19 protein-coding genes are annotated in these 23,800 nt (G+C 60.5%); 7 read left to right on the forward strand and 12 right to left on the reverse strand.

The features are described from left to right. The first annotated feature begins 134 nt into the window (after nt 1–134). On the forward strand, nt 135–1,859 hold the full coding sequence (locus ACIK7D_RS19540; protein ID WP_162936906.1) for a sensor histidine kinase: 1,725 nt from the start codon (nt 135–137) through the stop codon (nt 1,857–1,859). 297 nt (nt 1,860–2,156) lie between these two features. Here the strand turns inward: ACIK7D_RS19540 and ACIK7D_RS19545 are convergent, their stop codons facing one another. Together ACIK7D_RS19545 and ACIK7D_RS19550 are read right to left on the reverse strand one after the other, a co-directional pair. Further along, nucleotides 2,157–3,140, reverse strand: coding sequence for a sensor histidine kinase (locus ACIK7D_RS19545; RefSeq protein ID WP_127757888.1), 984 nt, complete (start codon nt 3,138–3,140; stop codon nt 2,157–2,159). Nucleotides 3,141–3,241: 101 nt separating this feature from the next. After that, nucleotides 3,242–4,036 carry a response regulator gene (locus ACIK7D_RS19550; RefSeq protein WP_400157135.1) on the reverse strand — a complete coding sequence of 265 codons (795 nt, stop codon included), beginning with the start codon at nt 4,034–4,036 and terminating at the stop codon, nt 3,242–3,244. 138 nt (nt 4,037–4,174) lie between these two features. Here ACIK7D_RS19550 and ACIK7D_RS19555 point away from each other — a divergent pair, with 138 nt between their 5' ends. Then, nucleotides 4,175–4,381 (forward strand): NepR family anti-sigma factor, encoded by a 207-nt coding sequence (locus tag ACIK7D_RS19555; RefSeq protein WP_080820056.1) that lies wholly within the window; start codon nt 4,175–4,177, stop codon nt 4,379–4,381. Then, the gene (locus tag ACIK7D_RS19560) at nt 4,381–4,947 is read left to right on the forward strand and encodes an RNA polymerase sigma factor (protein ID WP_003508744.1); all 567 of its coding nucleotides are present in this window, start codon (nt 4,381–4,383) and stop codon (nt 4,945–4,947) included. The genes ACIK7D_RS19555 and ACIK7D_RS19560 overlap by 1 nt, the downstream gene beginning before the upstream one ends. A gap of 248 nt (nt 4,948–5,195) precedes the next feature. Here ACIK7D_RS19560 and ACIK7D_RS19565 read toward each other — a convergent pair whose 3' ends face one another. Then, nucleotides 5,196–5,666 (reverse strand): Lrp/AsnC ligand binding domain-containing protein, encoded by a 471-nt coding sequence (locus ACIK7D_RS19565; RefSeq protein ID WP_003522526.1) that lies wholly within the window; start codon nt 5,664–5,666, stop codon nt 5,196–5,198. 175 nt (nt 5,667–5,841) lie between these two features. On the opposite strand from ACIK7D_RS19565, the gene putA reads away from it, so the two are divergent. Then, the gene (gene putA, locus ACIK7D_RS19570) at nt 5,842–9,516 is read left to right on the forward strand and encodes a trifunctional transcriptional regulator/proline dehydrogenase/L-glutamate gamma-semialdehyde dehydrogenase (RefSeq protein WP_400157136.1); all 3,675 of its coding nucleotides are present in this window, start codon (nt 5,842–5,844) and stop codon (nt 9,514–9,516) included. Between the two features lie 41 nt (nt 9,517–9,557). Here the strand turns inward: putA and ACIK7D_RS19575 are convergent, their stop codons facing one another. From ACIK7D_RS19575 to ACIK7D_RS19590, 4 genes are all read right to left on the reverse strand, one after another. Next, nucleotides 9,558–10,379, reverse strand: coding sequence for an ABC transporter ATP-binding protein (locus ACIK7D_RS19575; protein ID WP_400157137.1), 822 nt, complete (start codon nt 10,377–10,379; stop codon nt 9,558–9,560). 8 nt (nt 10,380–10,387) lie between these two features. After that, nucleotides 10,388–11,167, reverse strand: a complete 780-nt coding sequence (locus ACIK7D_RS19580) for an ABC transporter permease subunit (protein ID WP_400157138.1) — start codon at nt 11,165–11,167, stop codon at nt 10,388–10,390. Between the two features lie 21 nt (nt 11,168–11,188). Further along, the gene (locus ACIK7D_RS19585; protein ID WP_080820047.1) at nt 11,189–12,142 is read right to left on the reverse strand and encodes an aliphatic sulfonate ABC transporter substrate-binding protein; all 954 of its coding nucleotides are present in this window, start codon (nt 12,140–12,142) and stop codon (nt 11,189–11,191) included. Nucleotides 12,143–12,382: 240 nt separating this feature from the next. Further along, the gene (locus tag ACIK7D_RS19590) at nt 12,383–13,912 is read right to left on the reverse strand and encodes an aldehyde dehydrogenase family protein (RefSeq protein WP_400157139.1); all 1,530 of its coding nucleotides are present in this window, start codon (nt 13,910–13,912) and stop codon (nt 12,383–12,385) included. Nucleotides 13,913–14,114: 202 nt separating this feature from the next. Here ACIK7D_RS19590 and ACIK7D_RS19595 point away from each other — a divergent pair, with 202 nt between their 5' ends. Then, nucleotides 14,115–15,017 (forward strand): LysR family transcriptional regulator, encoded by a 903-nt coding sequence (locus ACIK7D_RS19595; RefSeq protein WP_400157140.1) that lies wholly within the window; start codon nt 14,115–14,117, stop codon nt 15,015–15,017. Between the two features lie 12 nt (nt 15,018–15,029). On the opposite strand, the gene ACIK7D_RS19600 is transcribed toward ACIK7D_RS19595, so the two are convergent. Beyond that, nucleotides 15,030–16,010 (reverse strand): glutathione S-transferase family protein, encoded by a 981-nt coding sequence (locus ACIK7D_RS19600; protein WP_400157141.1) that lies wholly within the window; start codon nt 16,008–16,010, stop codon nt 15,030–15,032. Between the two features lie 104 nt (nt 16,011–16,114). Further along, nucleotides 16,115–17,002, reverse strand: coding sequence for a DMT family transporter (locus ACIK7D_RS19605; RefSeq protein WP_400157142.1), 888 nt, complete (start codon nt 17,000–17,002; stop codon nt 16,115–16,117). Between the two features lie 382 nt (nt 17,003–17,384). On the opposite strand from ACIK7D_RS19605, the gene ACIK7D_RS19610 reads away from it, so the two are divergent. Both ACIK7D_RS19610 and ACIK7D_RS19615 read left to right on the forward strand, forming a co-directional pair. After that, entirely contained in the window at nt 17,385–18,716 is a 1,332-nt protein-coding gene (locus ACIK7D_RS19610) for a UDP-glucose dehydrogenase family protein (RefSeq protein ID WP_400157143.1), read from the forward strand. An 86-nt stretch (nt 18,717–18,802) separates the two neighbouring features. Beyond that, entirely contained in the window at nt 18,803–19,825 is a 1,023-nt protein-coding gene (locus ACIK7D_RS19615; RefSeq protein WP_078052651.1) for an NAD-dependent epimerase, read from the forward strand. Between the two features lie 2 nt (nt 19,826–19,827). Here the strand turns inward: ACIK7D_RS19615 and ACIK7D_RS19620 are convergent, their stop codons facing one another. The 3 genes from ACIK7D_RS19620 to ACIK7D_RS19630 are packed head-to-tail and all read right to left on the reverse strand — an operon-like array spanning nt 19,828 to nt 23,589. Beyond that, nucleotides 19,828–20,874, reverse strand: coding sequence for a glutathione synthase (locus tag ACIK7D_RS19620; protein ID WP_080820039.1), 1,047 nt, complete (start codon nt 20,872–20,874; stop codon nt 19,828–19,830). Nucleotides 20,875–20,884: 10 nt separating this feature from the next. Beyond that, a complete protein-coding gene (locus ACIK7D_RS19625) occupies nt 20,885–22,762 on the reverse strand; it encodes a flavohemoglobin expression-modulating QEGLA motif protein (RefSeq protein ID WP_400157276.1) in 1,878 nt (625 codons plus the stop codon). After that, on the reverse strand, nt 22,759–23,589 hold the full coding sequence (locus tag ACIK7D_RS19630; protein ID WP_400157144.1) for an N-formylglutamate amidohydrolase: 831 nt from the start codon (nt 23,587–23,589) through the stop codon (nt 22,759–22,761). The genes ACIK7D_RS19625 and ACIK7D_RS19630 overlap by 4 nt, the downstream gene beginning before the upstream one ends. Nucleotides 23,590–23,800: the final 211 nt, after the last annotated feature.

Genomic DNA, 23,800 nt, shown 5'->3' on the forward strand with positions numbered 1-23,800 from the left:
TCCGATTTTTTCAATTACGCCGACGCAATTATGGCCTGCCGCAACAACCGAAGGTAAAAATCAGGCATTGCTAAAGGGGGACGGCACGGTATTATCCGTGTCGTAACAATGCCATAACTGCCGGAGTTTTTTGTATGCCTCGACCCGGCGACAGACTGAAAGACATGATCTCGGCTTTGCGTCGGCGCAGTGCGAATTTTTTCCCAACCGCCTCCATCGGTACTTATCTGGTGGTGATGGCTACCGTCATTACCCTGCCGCTCATTCTTTTCGGCGGCTATCTGATGCTGCGCCTCGAGGCGGAAAAACGCGACGACCTGCAACGGGAAACCATTGAGGATGTGCGGGTGGTCTCCCGCAATATCGACCGCCGCCTGCAGGAAATCGCCACCTCGCTCAATCTCCTGTCGCAATTCCCGGAACTTGAGAGCGGCAACCTCGCCGCGTTTCAGGGGCGCGTCGCCGACAGTCTGAAACGGGAGGGCCTTTACGCCATTCTCGCCACCAAAGATGGCCAGCAGCGTCTCAATACGCGCGTGCCCTATGGCCAGCCGCTCGGCAAAGTGCCGGCGGAAGCCAATCTGACCAGGGCGATCGACTCCCGCCGCATCACCGTCTCGGACATGTTTTTCGGCTCGACCAGCAAGGAATGGGTGTTCAACGTCACCATGCCGCTCGGCCCGGACCTGGACCCCGCGGGAGACGCCCTGATCCTGACGCAGAATACCAGCGACCTGAGCCGGCTTATCCCCACGGAAAACCTGCCGCGCAACTGGGCGGTCGCCATCATTGACGGCAACAACCGCGTTGTCGTCTCAAGCGCGCCCGAAGAGGCGGAAGTGGGCAAGCCGTTTGTCACGCCCGATGTCCTTTCGGAAATGCAGGCCTTCAGCGGCAATTTTTTCGACGGCAAGGGTAATCTCTATGCCTATGCTCAATTGCCCGGCTGGCAATGGAAGACGGTGATGTGGGGGCCGCTCGCCGCAAGCCAGGCCGCCCTGATAGACACCTGGCGGCAGATGATGATCGGCAGCCTGATGCTGGTGCTGATTGCCATTGGCGGCGCCTATCTGGTCGGCCGACAATTGCGCAGCTCCATTCGTGACCTGACCCTGATGGCCGAGCGCATCGGCGAGGGCGAGATCGTCGCACCCGTCGATACCAAGATAAAGGAGGCCAACCAGGTCGCCATCGCGCTCTCCAACGCATCCTTCGACAGAAGCCAGTCGGAAGAGCGGCTGCAATTGCTGCTGCACGAGCTGGTTCACCGTTCCAAGAACATTCTGACGCTGGTTCAGGCGATGATACGGCAATTGGGACGCGAAAATAAAAGCATTCCGGAATTCCAGAAGGAGGTCGATCACCGCCTGCGCGGCCTTGGAATGTCGATCCGGGCGCTGGCGGAGGTACAATGGCAGGGTCTGCCGATCCGCAAGCTGATCGAGACCCACCTCGATGTTTTCGGAACCGTGGCACAGCGCATCGTGCTGGTGGGAGACGATTTCATGCTTTCCCCGGAAGCGGCACAGAATTTCGGTCTGGTGATCCATGAGCTGACGACGAATTCAATCAAATATGGCGCATTGTCGGTTCCGCCAGGAAAAATCACAGTGCGCTGGCAGTCGCTTGAGAAAGACGGGCGGCAGATGATCCATCTCGTCTGGACCGAAACGGGCGGACCGCCGGCGAGAGAGCCGAGCCGCAAAGGCTTCGGCACCACGGTCATCAAAAGGCATGCGGAAGGCGCCTTCGGCGGGCAGGTGCTGACGGAATATCGTGAATCCGGCTTCGAGTGGTCGCTGGAAGCGCCGATGCGTTATTTCACGCCCAAACGGTCGGAACAGACAGGCACGCATTGAGGCCGACACTTGCGGACCTATCCGCCGTGCAGACGGCAAAAAAACCGGGCAAAAATGGCTGGTATTTTGCGCAAAGTTAAAAAAACGCATTTTTTGGGAACCGAATCCGGCCAGGCGTGTTTTTAATGCAGGCCAAGCAATTCCCCCGTCCCCGCCTGAAGCTTGGCTGAAAATAAACAGGTTTCGCCCCTGAAAACCTGTCATAAAAATAGCACGGCTCTTTCATGAGCCGTGCTTTTTGTTTTGGTTTTCATGAAATGAAAAGATGAGCCCGGCGCTGCGCGCGATCTTGAGATTTCAGGCATCCGCGCCGTCGCCGGAAGGAAATTTCAGCCGGTATACGATCCGCTCCGGCGTCAACTCGTATTCCGCGCTTCCCCCCAATGCGGACGGAACCACCTTTTCCAGCACCACACTGCCGAAGCTGCCGCGCCGGGTCTCCGCCGGCTCTTTCGACGGCACCATCGGCTCAATCCATTCAACGATGTAAAAATCGCCCTCCTGACGACATTGCAGGGATATGGGCGGGTGATAGGCAAGATTGCCGCTGTGGCTGACGGTGTTGACGACGAGCTCATGGAAGGCGAGCCCGATATAAAGCGCGCCATTCGGGTTGAGCAGCAGGTTTTCGCCTTCCATATGGATGAGGTTCGGATATTCCGGCACGTAAAGATCGAATTGCTGGCGCAGCAACTCGAATATGCGTGCACCCCGCCAGTCCGAATCCGTGATGAGATCCTGACTCTGGGCGAGAGCATGCAGCCGGCCGCGGAACTTGCGCAGAAAATCATCCTTGGTCAGGCTGAAACGGGCCGTCTGGCCGGCAAGGCTCTGGATGATCGCCAGGAGATTCTTGGAGCGGTGGCTGACCTCGCGCAGCAACGAGCGCAGAAGCTGCTCGCGCCGCCTTTCCGCCGTCACCTCGCGAATGGTGGTCTTCATCACCACCTGGTTCGTCTGGTTAAGGGTGGAATGAACCTGAAACTGGAAGACGCGGTCGTTGCCGGCATTGACTTCCAGCATGCCGCGGCTGCCCGCCGTGTTCATGTCCTTCTTGAGATCGGCCAGCCGGGCGGAGAGATCGTTGCCGAACAGAGTTTCATCAGTCGGGCGGGAGTCTGCCGGAATTTTCCATACATCCGGCAGATTGGCCACGAATATATAGTCGCGGTTCCAGTCCTGCAGCATGACTGTCTCGCCCGAATCGAGCAAGGCGAGGACGAGCGAATCGTGAAGTTCGCTTTCGTCCCTCTCCGCGTTATGCCATGCCAGCCGATGCAAATTCGTCTCCTTGCAGAAAGCCGCGGGGCAGCCCCACGACCGTAACCGCCAACGCCCGGGCACCAGACTGGTTCCCGGTCAGCCTGCGGTTTCGGCAAAATTCACGCCGCGACGCGTGAGCTTTCGTTGAAAAACAGGGCCTGGCTGATAAGCGCTTTCACCATGTCCGGATTAAACGGCTTCGTCACAAGGAAGGTCGGCTCCGGCCGCTCGCCCGTCAGAAGACGCTCGGGAAAAGCCGTGATGAAGATCACCGGCAGCGTGGTCATCTGCAGGATGTCCTTCATCGCATCGAGACCGGAACTGCCATCGGCGAGCTGAATATCGGCAAGGATCATCTTCGGCTGGGTGCGATGGAAGAGATCGAGCGCTTCCGTGTGGGTGCGGGCGATGCCCGTGACGCGGTGGCCGAGATCGGTGACCATCTGCTCGATATCCATGGCGATCAGAGGTTCGTCCTCGATGATCATGATATCGGTCGCCACCTGCCGGGCGATTTCAGACGCTGCCTCGTCGATCAGCTTGCCGACCTGATCCTCGGAGACCTTCAGAACCTGTGCGGTTTCCGAAGGTGTGAATTCTTCGACCGTGGTCAAAAGAAACGCCTGACGGGCCAGCGCCGGCACGGCGGAGAGGTTGGCCGAGGCGCGTTTTTCCCATCCCGACAGGTTTTCGTCGGTCTTAATATTGATCGTGACGGAACTAAAGATCGATACGAACAATTGATAGAGCGAAACGCGATCGCTGCTTGTCTGCGGAAAAATGCTGATATCGGCGATCAGAGCTTCGAGTGTTGCCGCAACATAGGCATCGCCCGTGGATTGTGAGCCGCAAACGGCACGCGCGAACCTGCGCAGATATGGCAGGTGCGGTGCGATGCGTGTAGAAACTGACATGGAATTCTCCCCTTTCATGCGGTCTGCAACGCAAACCCACGATAGCAACGTGCGCATCGCAAAAAAAGTTCCGGACCGCCGGAACTATTTTTTTCACCGCGCATTCTTTGCCACGACGAAAAAGGAATACCGGACGTTATGAGCATATTTCAATCGGACCAAGATCAGCCGGACAATTCGGCCGCCCCCCAGGTTCCACACTCCGGGCGGGCGGTGATTTCCCGTAAGCTCAGGGAGCTTTATGATGCCGTTCAGGATGAAGGCATCCCTGACAAATTCCTCGACCTTCTCGAAAAACTCGATGAAGCCGAAAGCAAAGCCAAAATAAAGGCTTCGGAGGAATGATGGCGAAAGAGCCGGAGCAGACAGAATACAACTTCAAACGGGAAATGCTGGCGGCGCTGCCGAACCTGCGCGCCTTCGCGATCTCGCTCATCCGCTCGCGGGACCGTGCCGACGACCTCGTGCAGGACACGATCATGAAGGCATGGGCGAAACAGGACAGCTACCAGCCGGGCACCAATATGCGGGCATGGCTGGTGACGATCCTGCGCAACGAGTTCTACAGCCAAATCCGCAAATCCGGCCGTGAGGTGCAGGATACGGATGGGGTCTATACCTCGCGCTTGTCGGTGCCGCCGGAACAGCATGGTTCGGTCGACCTTCAGGATTTCCGCGCAGCACTGGCTAAACTGCCGGACGACCAGCGTGAAGCGATCCTGCTGATAGGCGCCTCGGGTTTTGCTTACGAGGAAGCCGCCGAGATTTGCGGTTGCCCCGTCGGCACCATCAAGAGCCGTGTCAGCCGCGCAAGGCTGCGCCTGCAGGAATTGCTCGGCATCGAAAACGAAAACGAATTCGGCCCGGACGCGCAGATGAGCGCGGTCACCGCCGCCGCCACCGCGCGCTGAGAGCGCTGAATTCGGACAGTGGCGAACGGGCAGGCCTGCGTCTGCCCGTTAAAACGATGACAAAGGCCGCAAACCTCTCCTCCGTCGTGCCGGACTTGATCCGGCATCCAGCCACGGCGCCTCTGCGCCGTGAAAGGACTCTCTCGCGATCAAGGACTTGATCGCACTGGACCCCGGATCTAGTCCGGGGTCACGGTGTGCGGATGATCCGGCGAGCGCGCGCCTGCCACTGTCTCCGTGTTACCCCTTCAGATGCCGGTTTCCTTGACCGATTGCATGACCACGAAGGTCGAGGTGTTGGCGACGGATGGCAGGCTTGAGATTTTCTCGCCGAGTACCCTTCGATATTTGCGGATATCGCTGGTGCGCACCTTCAGAAGATAATCGAAGGCGCCGGCGATCATGTGGCACTCCTCCACTTCCTTGATCTTGCGCACCGCCGCGTTGAACTCCTCCAGCGCCTTTTCGCGCGTATCGGAAAGCTTTACCTCGGCGAAGGCGATGTGATCGACACCGAGCTTCTGCGGATTGAGCATGGCGCGGAAGCCGAGAATATAGCCCTCATCCACCAGCCGCTTCAGCCGTGTCTGGCACGGCGTCTTGGAGAGACCGACCCTTTTCGAGAGCTGCAGCACGGACATGCGCCCGTCTTCGCTCAGCGCCTCGAGAATCTTGAGATCGAAGTGATCCAGATCGTCTGTTTTTTGACTATTTGCCATGTGATTTAACGCCATATCTCAAAAATAAAAGTTCATATTGCCTGTTTTATCCTGAAAATAGGGCCATAGCAATTTCTGCGGTGATGATATTGTCTGCGACAGGATGACAAGCGGCGGGCGGAGGACACGCTGCCGCCGACGGTCTGTCTTCAACAGCGTTTTCAGGATTTTCAGAATGGCCGATGGTGCAAGCAACGCCGGTGTAGTGGCGAACGGTATCTTCCAGAATTTTGCGCCGCCGGTGCGTGAGCAAAGCCTGCTGCGCAAGGCGATCACCGCCGCCTATCGTCGCCCGGAGGAAGAATGCATGGCGCCGCTGATCGAGGCGGCGACGGTAACGGCTGAAGAGACGAAAGCCATTCGCGACACCGCCCGCAAACTGATCGAGGCATTACGCGCCAAGACCAGGGGCACCGGCGTCGAGGGGCTGGTGCAGGAATATTCGCTCTCCAGCCATGAGGGCGTGGCGCTGATGTGCCTTGCTGAAGCGCTGCTGCGCATTCCCGACACTGCAACGCGCGACGCGCTGATCCGCGACAAGATCGCGCGCGGTGACTGGAAGTCCCATATTGGCGGCGGGCGCTCGCTCTTCGTCAATGCCGCCACCTGGGGTCTCGTCATCACCGGCAAGCTGACCTCGACGGTAAACGATAGCGGCCTTTCGGCAGCGCTGACCAAGCTGATCGCCCGCGCTGGCGAACCCGTCATCCGCCGTGGCGTCGATATGGCCATGCGCATGATGGGCGAGCAATTCGTCACCGGTGAGACCATCGGCGAAGCCATCAAGCGTTCGAAACCGCTGGAAGAACAGGGCTTCCAATATTCCTACGACATGCTCGGCGAAGCCGCGACAACCGCCAAGGATGCGGAACGTTATTACAAGGACTACGAAAACGCCATCCACGCCATCGGCAAGGCCTCTGCCGGCCGTGGCATCTATGGCGGTCCGGGCATTTCCATCAAGCTTTCGGCTCTGCATCCGCGTTACGCCCGTGCGCAGGCGGAGCGCGTGATGGCAGAGCTTCTGCCGCGCGTTAAATCCCTGATGCTGCTCAGCAAGAAATACGATATCGGCCTCAATATCGATGCTGAGGAGGCCGACCGGCTGGAACTATCGCTCGATCTTCTGGAAGAGCTGGCGCTCGACAGGGATCTCGCCGGCTGGAACGGCCTCGGTTTCGTGGTGCAGGCTTATGGCCGCCGCTGCCCCTTCGTTCTGGACTACATCATTGATCTCGCCCGCCGCTCGGGCCGCCGCATCATGGTGCGTCTCGTCAAGGGCGCCTATTGGGATGCGGAAATCAAGCGCGCGCAGGTGGAGGGGCTGGAGGACTTTCCGGTCTTCACCCGCAAGGTGCATACGGATGTCTCCTACATCGCCTGCGCCCGCAAGCTGCTCGCCGCGCGCGATCTGGTGTTCCCGCAATTTGCGACCCACAACGCGCAGTCCATGGCGACGATCTACCATCTCGCTGGCCCCGGCTTCAAACTCGGCGACTATGAGTTCCAGTGCCTGCATGGCATGGGCGAACCGCTTTACAGCGAAGTCGTCGGCAAGAAGAAGCTCGACCGGCCCTGCCGTTTCTATGCCCCCGTCGGCACCCATGAGACGCTGCTGGCCTATCTCGTCCGCCGCCTGCTGGAAAACGGCGCGAACTCTTCCTTCGTCAACCGCATCGCTGACCCCGCCGTGCCCGTGGATTCCCTGCTGGAAGACCCGGTCGCGGTGGTCAAGGCCTATGCCGTTCCCGGCGCACGCCACGACCGCATCGCCGCCCCTGCCGGCCTGTTCGGCCCGGAACGCAAAAATTCCGCCGGCCTCGATCTTTCCAGTGAAACGACGCTCGCCGCGCTGGACAAAACCCTGAAGGCAGGTGCTGCGACGGAATGGAAAGCGTCGGCACCGCAGGCAGGTGGCAACACGCGCCCGGTTCTCAATCCCGGCGACCACAATGATATCGTCGGCCATGTGACGGAGCCGACCGAAGCCGATGTCGAAGCGGCCATGCAGCGGGCGGCAGCCTCAAGCTGGCCCTCCACCCCGGTGGACGAACGCGCCGCCTGCCTGGAGCGCGCCGCCGATGCGATGCAGGCAGAAATGCCCACCCTGCTCGGCCTCATCATGCGCGAGGCGGGGAAATCCATGCCGAACGCCATTGCCGAGGTGCGCGAGGCCATCGACTTCCTGCGTTATTACGCCGCGGAAGCCCGCAGAAACTTGAAGACTGGCGAAATGCCGCTCGGCCCGGTCGTCTGCATCAGCCCGTGGAACTTCCCGCTCGCCATCTTCATCGGTCAGGTGACGGCGGCGCTGGTTGCCGGCAATCCGGTGCTGGCGAAGCCCGCCGAAGAAACGCCGCTGATCGCGGCGCAGGGCGTGCGCCTGCTGCATGAGGCCGGCGTTCCGCAGGATGCCGTGCAGCTTCTGCCGGGCGACGGCAAGACGGGGGCCGCACTTGTTGGCTCACCCCTTACAGCCGGCGTGATGTTCACGGGTTCGACGGAAGTGGCTCGGCTCATTCAGGGCCAGCTTGCCGGCCGGGTTCTGGCCAGCGGCCAGCCGGTGCCGCTGATTGCCGAAACCGGCGGCCAGAACGCCATGATCGTCGATTCCTCCGCACTTGCCGAGCAGGTCGTCGCCGATGTCATCGCATCTGCCTTCGACAGCGCCGGCCAGCGCTGCTCGGCATTGCGCATCCTCTGCCTGCAGGAAGATGTGGCGGACCGCACGCTGACCATGCTGAAAGGCGCGCTGCATGAATTGCGCATCGGCCGCACCGACAGGCTTTCCGTCGATGTGGGCCCCGTCATTACCGCCGAGGCGAAAGGCATCATCGAAAAGCACATCGAGGGTATGCGCGGGCTCGGCCATCGCATCGAACAGATCACGCTTGCGGGCGAAACCGGCAAGGGCACCTTCGTGCCGCCGACCATCATCGAGATGAAATCGCTCGCCGATCTGAAACGCGAAGTCTTCGGCCCGGTGCTGCACGTCATCCGCTTCAAGCGCGACAATCTCGACCGGCTGATCGATGAGATCAACGCCACCGGTTACGGCCTGACCTTCGGCCTGCATACCCGTCTCGATGATACGATCCAGCATGTGCTGTCCCGCGTCGCGGCCGGCAATCTTTATGTGAACCGCAACATCATCGGCGCGGTGGTTGGCGTGCAGCCCTTTGGCGGGCGCGGCCTTTCCGGCACCGGTCCCAAGGCGGGCGGGCCGCTTTATCTCGGCCGCATGACGCAGACCGCCCCGAAGATCGATCGCATCGCCAGCCAGCAGGATCAAGCCGCCGTCGATCTCGCCCGCTGGTTGGATGAAAACGGCGAGACAGTCGCCGCCGAAGCCGCACGGCAGGCGGCAGCTCTTTCCGGCCTCGGTTTTGAGACCGAACTGGCGGGGCCCGTCGGCGAGCGCAACGTCTATGCACTGCATCCGCGTGGAAAGGTTCTGCTGGTTCCGGCAACCGAACAGGGGCTTTACCGCCAGCTTGCGGCAGCGCTCGCGACCGGAAACGCGGTTGTCATCGACAATGCTTCGGAACTGGAGAAATCCATTTACGGACTGCCGGCAACCGTGACCTCGCGCATCGTCTGGGCCGATGACTGGGCGAAGTCCGGTCCCTTCGCCGGCGCGCTGGTCGAGGGCGATGCGGAGCGTATCGTGGCGGTCAATAAAAAGATCGCCGCCCTGCCCGGCCCGCTGGTTCTCGTTCAGGCCGCGGCAACGGAAGCGCTTTCCGGGGAAAGCCAGCCCTATAACCTCGACTGGCTGGTCGAAGAAGTCTCCGTCAGCGTCAACACCACGGCCGCCGGCGGCAATGCCAGCCTGATGAGCATTGGCTGATAATATCGTCCGGCGGGGTCTCGGCCCTGCCGGTTCATGCCTTATCCGTTGGTCTCGCCACGGCCGAAGAGCTGGTTCAGAACCTGTTCTTCCAGCCTTGCGAATTCCGCCGTGCCATGACGGCGCGGACGCGGCAGCTTCACATCGAGATCGAGCGCGATGCGCCCTTCATCGATGACGACAATGCGATCCGCAAGCGCCACGGCCTCCGAGACGTCATGGGTGACGAGAACGGCGGTGAATTTCTGCTTGCGCCAGATGCGCTCCAGCAGAAGCTGCATTTCAATGCGGGTAAGCGCATCGAGCGCGCCGAGCGGCTCATCCAGCGCCAGGATTTGCGGATGGGCCACAAGCGCGCGCGCCAGCGCTACGCGCTGCTTCTGGCCGCCAGAAAGCACATAGGGCCATTCGCCAGCCCGGTCCTTCAGCCCGACCTCTTCGAGAATTGCAAGCGCCTGCTCCTGCGCCGCCTCACCCTTGGCGATGCCGGTCAGCCCCACGGAGACGTTGCTCGCGATACGCTCCCACGGCAGAAGACGCGGCTCCTGAAACATCATGCGGGTGCGGCTCGATGCATCTTTCGAGACGGTTCCGGTCGTCGGCGTGTCGAGGCCGGCCAGAATACGTAAAAGCGTGCTCTTGCCGCAGCCGCTCTTGCCGATGATGGCCAGAAACTCGCCTTCCCGCACATCGAGATCGATGCCGCGCAGAACCGGTTTGTCGCCAAAGCTTTTCGCCACATTGCGGAAGCTGAAGGCGACCTTGCCTTCTGTCGTCTTCTCGCGTTGTTCGATTTTCCCCTGCGACGGGAGGGATGGCGGAGCATCCGGGCGTCTCAGCGTCGTAACATTGCCGGTCGACATGGGTTACCTCAGACTTTCTTGAAGGCTGGATGCCATTGCAGGAAGATGCTTTCGAGGAAGCGGGCGAAACTGTCGGCCAGCTTGCCGAGAAGCGCATAGATGAGGATCGACAGAACCACGACGTCGATCAGCAGGAACTCGCGCGCCTGCATGGCCATATAGCCGAGGCCGGACGAGGAAGAGATGGTTTCAGCCACGATGAGCGTCAGCCACATGATGCCGAGCGCATAACGCAGGCCGGTGAAAATGGCGGGCAGCGCGCCGGGCAGGATGACCCGCCGGAACAGCGTGAAGGGCGACATGCCATAGGTGCGGCCCATTTCCACCAGTTGCGGATCGACACCCTGAATGCCGAGCAGCGTGTTGATGTAGATCGGGAAAAACACCCCGAGCGCGACGAGGAACAGCTTCGCCTCCTCATCGATACCGTACCAGAGGATGACCAGCGGAATGAGCGCCAGATGCGGAATGTTGCGGATCATCTGCAACGTCGTATCGGTGAAGCTGCGGGAAAATTTCGAGAGGCCATTGGCCAGCCCGAAGATGAAACCGATGGAGCCGCCAATGGCGAAACCGGCGAGTGCGCGGGCGGAACTGACGCCGATATTGGCGATAAGCTCACCCGAGAGCAGAAGCCGCCAGAAGGCTTCCGCGACAGCCGAAGGGGCCGGCAGCACATTGGCGGAAATCAGACCGCCACGCGCCGCCGCCTCCCAGCCTGCAAGAATGAGTGCGGGAAGCAGCCAGCCTGTGATGCCGCCAATCTCGATACGTTTTCCGGTGCTCATGGCATGCCCTCCGGCTCTTGCTCAGTTCGTCGCGCCCGACCAGACGGCATCCTTGATGCTGATCTGTTTCGGGATCAGGCCGAGACGATAAAAGCGGTCGGCGGTTTCCTGCTGGCTGGCGACGATCTTGTCATCGATCCTGGTAATGCCGAATTCCGAGCGGTTCGCGGCCAGCGTCTGCGCCTCCAGCGGCACGCCCGTCACCTCATGGAGCGCTGCGGCGACCTTTTCGCGGTTGGCGGCGGACCATTTCGCCGCCTCGCCCAGCGCATTAATCGTCGTGTTGATCGTGTCCGCATTGGATTTGGCATAGTCGCGATTGGCAAGGAAATAGGTGCTGACATTAAGAACATCGCTGGTGCGGGCAAGCGTCACCGGCTTGTAGCGAGTCTCCGCAATCGCATAGAACGGATCCCAGACAGCCCAGGCGTCGATCTTGTCGCTGGCGAAGGCGGCCGAGGCATCGGCGGGGCTAAGATACACCACCTCGATATCGCTGAATTTCAGGCCGTTCTTCTCCAGCGCCGCCACCAGCAGATTGTGCGCGCTGGTGCCCTTGCCGACGCCGACCTTCTTGCCCTTGAGATCGGCAACCGATTTGATGCCGCTTTCAGGCTTGGTGAAGATCGCTTCCCCCTTGCCGTTCGAAGGAAGGGCCGCGACATAGACAATGGCGGAACCAGCCGCCTGACCGAAGATCGGCGGTGCATCCCCCGTCCAGCCGACATTGATGGAGCCGACATTCAGGGCCTCCACCAGCGGCGGGCCCGCCGTGAATTCGACCCAGGAAACCTTCACGCCCTTGGCCTCGAGCGCCTTTTCGATGACGCCCTGCTGGCGGGCTATCACCGGCAGGCCGGTTTTCTGATAACCGATCTTCAGCTCTTCCGCCGCCTGCGCCTGCAGCGGCAGGACCGAGAATGCGGCGGCAACAAAAAGGCTGGCGGAAAGAGCGCGGCGGGTGATGGCTGGCATTTCATCTCCTTGTCACCAGCCCCTCTGGCCGGTTCACGATATGGAGCAATGCTAGGGTTTTCCATTAAAACGATAGAGAGACGATAATTCAATATGAGCAATATTGCGGGAATAAAATTCCGCGCAAATGCCTCTTTTCCGCAAATCGTCGCGGACGTCCTCGTCCGACCCATCGAATAGAAATGCCGGCGCGGTGGGAGCCGCGCCGGCATGGTGGATCAATTTGTCTAAAGGACGCGATTATTCGATATCGAAGGAAACGCCCTGCGCCAGCGGCAGCGCCTTGGAGTAGTTGATGGTGTTGGTGGCGCGGCGCATATAGGCCTTCCACGCATCCGAACCGGATTCACGGCCGCCGCCGGTTTCCTTCTCACCACCGAAGGCGCCGCCGATTTCCGCACCCGAGGTGCCGATATTGACGTTGGCAATGCCACAATCGGAACCTTCCGACGACAGGAACCGTTCCGATTCCTGCATGTCGCGGGTGAAGATCGACGACGAAAGACCGGCAGCGACCGCGTTATGGTCGTCTATCGCCTGATCGAGATCGCTGTATTTCATGACGTAGAGGATCGGTGCGAAGGTTTCTTCCAGCACAGGCCCCGCCTGCTTCGGCATTTCAACAAGCGCCGGCTTGACGTAATAGGCATCCGGCGCACCCGTATCCACGCGGCCGCCGCCATTCACCACGCCATCATGGGCTTTCGCCGCTTCGAGGGCCTTCTGCATGCCGTCGAAAGCCGCCTTGTCGACCAGCGGGCCGACGAGGGCCGATGTTTCCAGCGGGTTGCCGACGGAAACGGAGGCATAGGCCTTTTTCAGACGCGGCACGAGCTGGTCATAAACGCTGTCATGCACGAAGAGACGGCGAAGCGTGGTGCAGCGCTGGCCGGCCGTGCCCATGGCGCCGAAGGCGATGGCGCGCAGCGCCATATCGAGATCGGCGGAAGGGCAGACGATACCGGCATTGTTGCCGCCAAGTTCCAGAATGGCGCGGGCAAAACGTTTCGCCAGACGCGGGCCGACATCGCGGCCCATGCGGGTGGAGCCGGTGGCCGAGACGAGCGGCACCTTGGGATTGTCCACCAGAGCCTCACCCACGGCGCGGTCGCCGATCAGCAGCTGCGAGAGACCTTCCGGCGCATCGCCGAAGCGGGCGGCCGCGCGCTCGAAGATGCCCTGAACGGCAAGCGCCGTGAGCGGCGTCTTTTCCGAAGGCTTCCAGACAACCGAATTGCCGCAGACGATGGCGAGCGCCGCATTCCACGACCACACTGCGACCGGGAAGTTGAAGGCGGAGATGACACCGACGACGCCGAGCGGATGCCAGGTTTCCATCATGCGGTGGCCAGGGCGTTCGGTGGCGATGGTGAGACCATAAAGCTGGCGGGAAAGGCCGACCGCGAAATCGCAGATATCGATCATCTCCTGCACTTCGCCGAGGCCCTCGGAGGGAACCTTGCCCGCTTCCAGCGAGACGAGACGGCCGAGATCGGCCTTGAAGGCGCGCAGCTCTTCGCCGAGCAGCCGGATCAGTTCACCGCGACGGGGTGCCGGCACATTGCGCCATGTCTTGAAGGCGGCATCGGCCCGGTCGACCACGGCGGCGACACCTTCGACCGAGATGGTCTTGAGGCTCGCGACCTGTTCACCCGTCACCGGGCTGAAGGAGGCCATATCGCCGCCGGTATAGAGATCGCGGGCAACGCCCATCCTGTCGAGCAGGGCCGCGGCTTCCTGTTTCACGTCGAGCTTCGTGGTCGCATCCATGTCCATCGTCCTTTTGGCTTAAAAGGGGAGGAAAGGCCGTTTCGATACGGCGCTTTCAACTCCCGTCACTCTTCTTTCCCCGAATTTGCCATTCGTTCTGTGAAACTGGCGTTTTGCACCGTTCCATTCTTTCCCGTAATCATATATGGCCATAATGACCCTTTTCCAATGAGGAAAGCGGGTAAGTTGATGCGAGAATGGAATGGATCCGCGCAGAAGACTGGTCCCTGACATCGTTACCCTGCAGGCGTTCGAATGCGCGGCACGGCACGGCAATTTTACGCGTGCGGCGGAAGAACTCAACCTCACGCAGAGCGCGGTGAGCCGGCAGATCGGCGAACTGGAAGCACAGACGGGAATGCAGCTTTTCGAGCGCATCCGCAGACGGGTCGTGCTTTCGGAGGCAGGGCGTAAATTCCTGCCCGATGTGCGGCGCCTGTTGCAGCAATCCGAACAATTGATGGTGCGCGCGGTCTCAGCCGGAACGGCGCACGCGTCCCTGTCAGTCGCGACCCTGCCGACCTTCGGCAGCCGCTGGCTGATGCCGCGTCTCCATCGCTTCATCGATGCCAATCCGGAGATGACGATCACCATCGGCTCGCGCTCGCATCCCTTTGATTTCGACGAAGAAGGGTTCGATCTCGCCATTCACTATGGTCAGCCGGTCTGGGCGCATGGCACCTGCACATTCCTGTGCAACGAGGTGATCGTGCCGGTCGCAAGCCCCGCCCTTATGCGCCGCGCCGGCGTGAACCAGCCGCAGGATCTGACCGGCCAGCCGCTCCTGCATGTGACGACGCGGCCGAAACTATGGACGGAATGGCTGGAAATGAACGGGGTGACGGCGGAGAATGCCTATCAGGGCAGCCGTTTCGACCAGTTCTCGATGATCATCGAGGCCGCCGCAAGCGGCATCGGCTTTGCCCTTCTGCCGAAATATCTCATCGAGGCGGAACTTGCCTCCGGCCGCCTCGAAATCGTCTTCGACATTCCCCTGCAGACTGACAAGAGCTATTACGTCGCCCTGCCGGAAGGACGGCAGGACAACGCGCTGGCCCGCGCCTTTCAGGCCTGGCTGCTCGATCAGGTCGGCAAACCGGTATAATCCATCATCCGCTCAGTTCGAAGGGTGGAGGGAAACATCGTCAAGTCCCGGAAGATCGGGGCCGACCGGCACGATCCGGGTCGGGTTGAGCGCCTTGATGGAATAATAACCGCGCTTGATATGGTCGATATTCACCGTGTCGCGCACGCCCGGAATGGTCAGCACCCGCATCATATAGGCCTGCAGCGCAGGATAATCGGCGATACGGCGAAGATTGCATTTGAACAGGCCGTAATAGGCGGCATCGAACCGCACCAACGTCACGAAAAGCCGGACATCCGTTTCGGTCAGCAGATCGCCGAAAAGGAAAGGTCCGCCTGAGACGAGGCGTTTTTCGAGTTCCTGAAGTGTTTCGAACACATCGGCGAAGGCCTCTTCATAAGCAACCTGCGTAGTGGCGAAACCGGTTCTGTAAACGCCGTTGTTGAGGCGCGGATAGATGCGATCATTGAGAGCATCGATCTCATTTCGCAGCGCTTCCGGATAGAGGTCCAGGCTATTGTCGGCCAGATCGCCGAAACCGGAATTCTGCATGCGCAGAATATCGGCGGATTCGTTGTTGACGATGGTTTTCGTCTTTTTGTCCCAAAGCACGGGCACAGTGGCGCGGCCGGTATAGTGCGGATTCGCGCTGGTATAGACCTCATGCATATAGGTGAAGCCGTTGAGCGTATCGCGATCCGACCCCGGATAGTCGCCGAATTTCCAGCCCTCGTCGGAAAGCGCCGGCTCCACCACGGAAACGGAGATCACCTCTTCCAGCTTCTTCAGCTTTCGGCCGATCAGCGTGCGCGATGCCCAGGGGCAAATCAGCGCGACGTAAAGATGATAGCGACCGGGCTCGGCGGCAAAACCGCCCTCGCCCGTCGGCCCCGCCGAACCGTCAGGTGTCACCCAGTTGCGGAAGCCGGAGGTCTGGCGAACGAAGCCGCCTTTCTTGTCGGTCGCCTGCACCGGATGCCATTCAGCGGTCCATTTTCCATCCACGAGCATTTGCGGCTCTCCGTTCATCTAAAGATGAAAGCCTTATGGGCCGGGTTGCTGCCGCTTCACAAGCCGCTCTTCGGTTGACGCACTGTTTCCGATCAAGGGTGAATTCAGAGGCGATTGCGGAAAAACGGGTTCCAGCGCACGGTGCCAAGCCTCACCTTTTCGCGGATCATCGTCAGCAGTCCCGATGCGGCGATGACGGCCAGACCAAGCACGGCGACCGCATCCGGATATTCGTGGAAGAAGGCCATGCCGATCGCCACGGCCCAGAGGATTTGCGAATAATGCGACGGCGCGATCTGGCTTGCCGGCGCGATGCGGGTTGCGACCAGAAGGGTAATCTGCCCCGTCGCCGTGCAAAGGCCGATGAAGGCGAAGGCCAGGAGCTGGTGCAGGTTTGGCATGACGAAATCGGGAATGGCGGCAATACCGTTGAAGGTGAGGCCGTAGATCAGCAGCACGCCCATGATCGAGGTGCGCTTTTCCTTTCCCGCAAGCGAGCGCAGCAAAACGATGGTCATCGCCGCGAGGAACGCAACGCCGATGGCGGCGAAATGCCCCAGTTCCAGCGTCTTGAAGCCCGGCCGCACGACGAGGATGACACCGACGATGCCCGCCAGAACCGCCGCCCAGCGCCATGGGCCGATACTCTCCTTCAGCACGACGGCGGAAAGCACGGTGACGAAGAGCGGCGACAGGAAGATCAACGCATAGGCCTCCGCCAGCGGAATGGTGGTGAAGGCATAGATGCCGAAAATACCGGCGAAAAGGCCGGAGATGGCGCGCCCGTGCACGGCGAAGGGCCGGCTCATGCGCCAGAATTCACGCCACCTTTCCTCGCGCGGCTTGCTGAAGAAAATGAAGATGCCGGAAAACAGAATGCTGAAGAAGCCGATTTCGAAAACGCTGATCTGCGATCCAAGCGACTTGATGGTGGCATCGCCCATGGAAAAGGTCGCATAAGCGAACAGACCGAGCAGAAAACCCTTTTGCATTTGACTTCCCCGAACACCGACCGCAACGCAAAGCTTCTCCCGGCCGCGTGGAACGCGACCCGGACGCCCCTTTGAAGGGACAGACAGTCTGGCAGATTTGATCCTCACCCTATGGCTAGACCCGGCTACCTATGAGTGCAAGCCGGAAAAACCGCAAAATGACCCGATTGAACGCGACCGGTGCAAATGGCGGCAAGGTGCGGCAAATTTGTCCCGCCATGGCCATCACATCCCCGTCATGGAAAGAGGTTAGCCGGTGTTGATCGTGGCGCTTGGCGACGGGCATGAAGGCGGCTAAATATTATCATGCGATTTTCACCCGCCGGTTTCCCCGGCCGGTATTGCCGCGTTAACATGGCCTCGCTAACCGAAAGGAAAAAGAATGCGGATTGTGATGATCGGTTCGGGTTATGTCGGCCTCGTGTCCGGCGCGTGTTTTGCGGATTTCGGCCATGACGTGGTCTGCGTCGACAAGATGCCGGAGAAGATCGAAGCCCTGAAAAACGGCCATATCCCGATCTTCGAGCCGGGTCTCGATGTCATCGTCGCCAACAATGCCAAGGCCGGGCGGTTGAGCTTCACCACCGATCTTTCCGCAGCCGTCGCCAATGCCGATGTCGTCTTCATCGCGGTCGGCACGCCGTCGCGGCGCGGCGATGGCCATGCCGATCTCGGTTATGTCTATGCGGCGGCGAAAGAGATCGCCCATGCGCTTGACGGTTTCACGGTCATCGTCACCAAATCCACGGTTCCCGTCGGCACCGGCGACGAGGTGGAACGCATCATCCACGAGGAAAACCCCTCGGCCGATTTCGCCGTGGTCTCCAACCCCGAATTCCTGCGCGAAGGTGCGGCCATCGAGGATTTCAAGCGGCCGGACCGCATCGTTGTCGGCCTTTCGGATGAGCGCGCCCGCCCCGTCATGACCGAGGTTTACCGCCCGCTTTACCTCAACCAGTCGCCGCTGCTCTTCACCACAAGGCGCGCTTCCGAACTCATCAAATATGCCGCCAACGCCTTTCTGGCGATGAAGATCACCTTCATCAACGAGATGGCTGACCTCTGCGAAAAGGTCGGCGCCAATGTGCAGGACGTGTCGCGCGGCATCGGTCTCGATGGCCGCATCGGTTCGAAGTTCCTGCATGCCGGCCCCGGTTATGGCGGATCCTGTTTCCCGAAGGACACGCTGGCGCTCGCGAAAACCGCGCAGGATTATGACGCGCCGGTGCGGCTGATCGAAACCACCATCGCCATTAACGACAACCGCAAACGCGCCATGGGCCGCAAGGTCATCAACGCCGTGGGCGGCGATGTGCGCGGCAAGAAGATCGCCGTGCTTGGGCTGACCTTCAAGCCGAATACCGACGACATGCGCGACAGCCCGGCAATCGCCATCATCCAGACCCTGCAGGACGGCGGCGCGAAAGTGGTGGGTTACGACCCGGAAGGCATGGCGAATGCCCGCCATCTGATGGAGGATATCGAATACGCGGCCGGCCCCTACGAGGCGGCGGAAGATGCCGACGCCGTGGTGATCGTGACGGAATGGAACCAGTTCCGCGCGCTCGACCTGCCTCGCCTGAAGGCGATAATGAAAACCCCTGTTCTGGTGGACCTGCGCAATATCTACCGCACGGATGAGGTCGCCGCGCATGGTTTCATCTATGCCGCAGTCGGCCGTCCGCACGAAGGCGGTTCCGACAAGGGCGCATAGAGGTTTCATTTTCGCCATTTCATTAAAAGGTTTTCTGCGCTTCGGTCAGACCGCAAACGCACCAACGGATTCGGGATATAATCATCATGCGTTATCTGGTTACCGGCACGGCTGGCTTCATCGGCTTTTATGTTGCCAAGCGGCTCTTGGACGCCGGCCATTTCGTGACCGGCTTCGATGGCATGACGAAATATTACGATGTCAGCCTCAAGGAAAAACGCCACGCCATTCTTTCCCGCTCCAACGGCTTCCGGGCCGAAATCGGCATGCTGGAAGATACCGATGCGCTGAAGCGCGCGGCTGAGGCCGCCGAACCTGAGATCATCATCCACCTCGCCGCACAGGCGGGCGTCCGTTACAGCCTTGAAAATCCGCGCGCCTATATCGATTCCAATCTCATCGGCTCGTTCAACATGCTGGAGCTTGCCAGGAGCCTTGAGGTCAAGCACCTGATGCTGGCGTCTACCTCCTCCATCTACGGCGCCAACGAGAAAATACCCTTCGCGGAAAGCGACAAGGCGGACGAGCCGATGACGCTTTATGCCGCCACCAAAAAGTCGATGGAGCTGATGGCGCACAGCTATGCCCATCTGCACAAGCTGCCCACCACCGCCTTCCGCTTCTTCACGGTCTACGGTCCGTGGGGGCGGCCGGACATGGCGCCGATCAAATTCGTCGATGCCGTTTCCAACGGCCGGCCGATCGATATTTACGGGCAAGGCAATATGAGCCGCGATTTCACCTATATCGACGATCTGGTGGAGGGCATCGTCCGGCTGAGCACGGTTATCCCTTCCGAGGAAAACCGTGTCACGCAGGAAGGTGTCACCGACACGCTGTCGCACCACGCGCCCTTCCGCGTGGTCAATATCGGCGGCGGCCAGCCGGTGGAACTGATGCATTTCGTCGAGACGGTCGAAAAGGCGGTCGGGAAACCCGCAATCCGCAACATGTTGCCGATGCAGCAGGGCGATGTTCCGCGCACCTTCGCCTCGCCCGATCTGCTGAGGGCATTGACCGGTTACGTGCCGCAAACCCCGGTCGAAGAGGGCATCAAGGCCCTCGTCGCCTGGTATCGCGAGATGCACCCGGCCGAATTACGGGAGTAACCTCACAACGTCGCCAGCAGGCGGTTGGAGATGGTGCCGCCGGAAGCGCTCTGCATGGTGATCTTGGTTTCCACGGCCTCGATAATCGTGTCGCTGAAATCCATCTCGGTGAGATCGCGGATATTGGAAAGTCCCCCGGGCGAAAACACGTTCACTTCCAGTATCTTGTCACCGACGATATCGAGCCCGACGAGGAACATGCCGTCCTCCACCAGCTTCGGCCGCACCATTTCGGCAAGCGCCACGATTTCATCCGTCACCTTCACGGCTTCCGCCGTGCCATGGGCATGGATATTGGAGCGCAGATCGCCCTTGGCCGGCACGCGGCGAAGGGCGGCATATTTGCCTTCACGCATCAACGGGCGGCCATTCATCATGAAGAAGCGGATATCGCCATCCTTGGCGGCCGGCAGATAGGCCTGCGCGATCAGATATCCCTCAAGGCTCACCGCCTCAAAAATCTGGTTGAGATTGGTCTCCTTGCTGGAGCCGATCTTGAAGACGTTCTTGCCGCCGGAACCCTGCAGCGGCTTGACGATGACGCCCTTGGGGTGCGCGTCGGCAAAGGCGCGGATTTCATCGACATTGCGCGAAATGATCGTGGTCGGGCGGACGATTTCCGGAAAGCTCTGGAAATAGAGCTTGTTCTGCGCGAGTGCCAGACCTTCTGGATCGTTCAGCACCACGACGCCCCGCTGTTCGGCAAGCCGCCCGAACAGGATGCCGGCATGCACCGCCCATGGTCGCGTCGTCTGGTCGAGCGAGGGATCGTTGCGCAGCATCAGCGCATCGATTTCCTCCACATCCATGGTCCGCCGCTCCAGCGCCTTGTCCTGAAGCGTGGAATGGAACGTCTCACCTTTCTTGATTTTACCCTTCGGCAGCACGGTGGCGTGAATGGTCAGGCTGTCGTCCGAGCGTAATGTGAAATCGCCGGGCGTCAGATAGACCACCTCATGGCCACGATTGAGCGCCGCCATGGCAAGCAGGCCGGTCGCGTAGTTCGGTCCTTCTGTTTCGATGGAATTGACGAAAAATGCGATACGCATGAAGCCCCTCCTATAATGTCGCCAGTTCGGCAATGGATAATCCCGCCCGTATTTTTTCCAGCCGTTCATTGGCCCTGGCGGGCAGCAGGAATGCGGGCCTGACGCCCGGCGGGCGAAGCAGGCCGCGCAGGGCAAGCTCCTGCATCACCGGAAAATGGGCGGCGGCGATCTTGCCCATCCAGAACGGATCGAGCGCCCCGCCCCTGCGCAGATGGTCCAGCACTTCAGCAAGCCCGCGCAGATAGATCGCATCCTTGGAAAGACCGCCGCCGCGATAGATGCGCAGCACCATGTTGAAGGCCCCGGCCTCGTCGAAACCGTGATCGCGGGTCATGGTGCGGAAGGTCTCCACGAAGCTTGCCCCATCCAGCATGGCGGCGCAGCCGATAACGCGGCCGGCGATCAGCCGCAGGCGCTCGCGCGTCATGCCGCCAGCCAGATGTTCCGCCAGCACCGCCAGCCCCTCCTGCACGCCCTCGTAACCGGAAAGGCCGGTGCGGAAGAGGCGCAGCCCCTGAAACGAACCGTTGAAATAGGTAAGAAGATGCACGCCGATCTCATGCGACAGCAGCGCCTCGACACGGCGCTGTTCCATGACGGTGTGGCGGGAGATCAAAAGCTTCTCGCCCGTCACCATCAGGCCCGGCGGCAGGTCGTCGCGGATTTCGACGCGCGCCTTGAATTCCGGGTCTTCCGCAAGATAGGTCTCGACCATCTCCCGCGACTTCTTGGCAACCGCGTAACAATCGACCATGGCGATTTCACTGGTCTCCTCCCTGCGCGGGCAATCCGCAAGCACGCGCAGCGCCAGCTGAAGGAGGGCCGGTTCGACAGCGCCATAAAGGGCGCGGGAAAAATCGGTGAAGGTGCGATGGTGCAGATTGGCGAGCATCGTCAGTTGCAGATCGATCTCCTGCTGTTTCTCCCGGTAGAGATTATAAAGCACCGGGTCTTCCAGATGATCGAAAACGACGGAATAAAGCTTGCGTTTCTGCTCCTCCACATCGACGCCGAGCGGCCGGTAAAGCAGGCGCGGCGCGAACTGAAAGCCGCCATCGCGAAACTCCTCGAAGGCCCGCCGGGCATTGATGGGCGTGACGGAAAGCAGAAAATCGAAGGATGAAACAATATCGTCGACGGACCGGTCGGCACGCCTGACCGCATCGACGAAGGCCTTGCGCCCCAGCGCCCGATGGCTGGTAACCTTGAGCGCGTCCTTGCCCGAAGCGAAGGATGAAAAAGCCTGCAGGCCGGCATCGAAAAGATCGGCGATCATCGTCACCCGCAGGCCCGGATAATCCGCACCGGATTCCGGCTGGCGGTAGATCGGCGCAAAACGCACGCTGATACAGGGAAAATCGAGGCCCGCATTCTTGAACCGCAGAACCGGATCGGCATCCGGCTCCGGCCGGGTGATGCGCGGCGTGCGAAAACGCACTTCGGCATCGCAAACCGCCTTGATGAAGACCCTGCGGGCATTCTGCGTCTCTGGCTCAGCCGTCGCCGAAACGGAAACCTCATAATGCGGGAGGAAAGGCGAATCGTCGGCCAGCAGGATGTCATGCTCCAGCTCGCCGATATCGAGGATCATGAAAGCGCCGAAACGCTGCCGCATGACCGTGCCAACGGCCTCGATCAGCGGCGCAGCCTCCTGAATGGTCGACGCGATCAGATAGGAGGCATGGGCGGCGGCGATATCGCGGGCAGCGAGATTTTTCGTGCCGCCCGTCAGATGCAGGCAGAGGAACGGCAGCGGCCGGTCGATATGCAGGCGGCCGTCTTTGCCGACATCGCGGCGGATGGCCTTGCCAGCCTCGAGGCAGGACACGACGTCATCGACCAGATCGGCGATGGGAGACGGTGCGCTGCGGGCGGAGGAGAGGTTCATCGCCGCGACCTCAGGCATTCTTCGAGCACCGGCTGAAGTGCTGCTATCGCTTGGCGAATATCCGCCACCACACGCGCATCCGGCTTTCCCGTCCACTCGTCCATGAAAAATTTCTTGAACTCGACCGCAATGGCGCAGCCATTTTCGGCGAACCTTTCGTGGATGAAACGGGTCTGTTCCCCCTTGCCCTGAAACGCCACGTTCTCGCGAACATCGAGGCGGCGTCCGCCGATGGTCGCTGACGCGAAATGATGCCCGACCGCGCTCACGATATCGCCCCAGCGGCTGCGATCCATGGAAAAGGTGCCGATATTGATATCGGGCGCCTCCGCCTGCGCCGTCGGCGGCGCGGCGGCGCCCTGCCGGCGATGATTATAGCTGTGCACATCGAGCACCACGAAAGCGCCATGCCGCCTTTCGATTGCAGGGAGCACGGTCTCCAGCATCGCATAATAGTCGGCGTGAAAAGCGAGCGATTGCCGGATGGCTTCCTGCGCCGGCTCCTCTTTCCAGACCTCAAGCCCCCAGGATTGTTCCGGCTTCAGATAGATCGCCTGATCGGCCGCACGGTTGAGATCGATTTCAAAACGCGAATGGTGAACGACGATGCGGTTCGTCAGTCCCGCGACCATCTCACCGGTGAAAGGGTCTTCCTCCCTCAACCGCTGTTCCGGGGAAAGGGCGATGAGCCCGGATATGTCCGGTCTAATGCGATGACCGTCATGAATGGCCGTGCCGATAACCGGTGAATTGCCGAAATCGATCGACCAGAAACCCTTGTTGTCGTTGTTACCGTGGTATTCGCCGTCGCTTTGTCTGGCTGCCATGCTGCCTCCCCTGCATCGGGGATAAAACAGCGGGACATGCCCGTTTGTTCCGGTAAAAAATTGCGCGCGATACATTCGGCACCGGCAACGAGGCCGCCAAAAAAACTGCGGAACCTTACCGGAAAGCTCACGTTGTTCCAGCAGGAGGGGCCGCCGTGTCAAACGGACGCGATGGCGCTGAAGAACATCGGGATTTTTCCGTTTTCTCCCG

The organism is Agrobacterium sp. P15N1-A (assembly GCF_044626815.1).
Classification (GTDB): Bacteria; Pseudomonadota; Alphaproteobacteria; order Rhizobiales; family Rhizobiaceae; genus Agrobacterium; species Agrobacterium leguminum.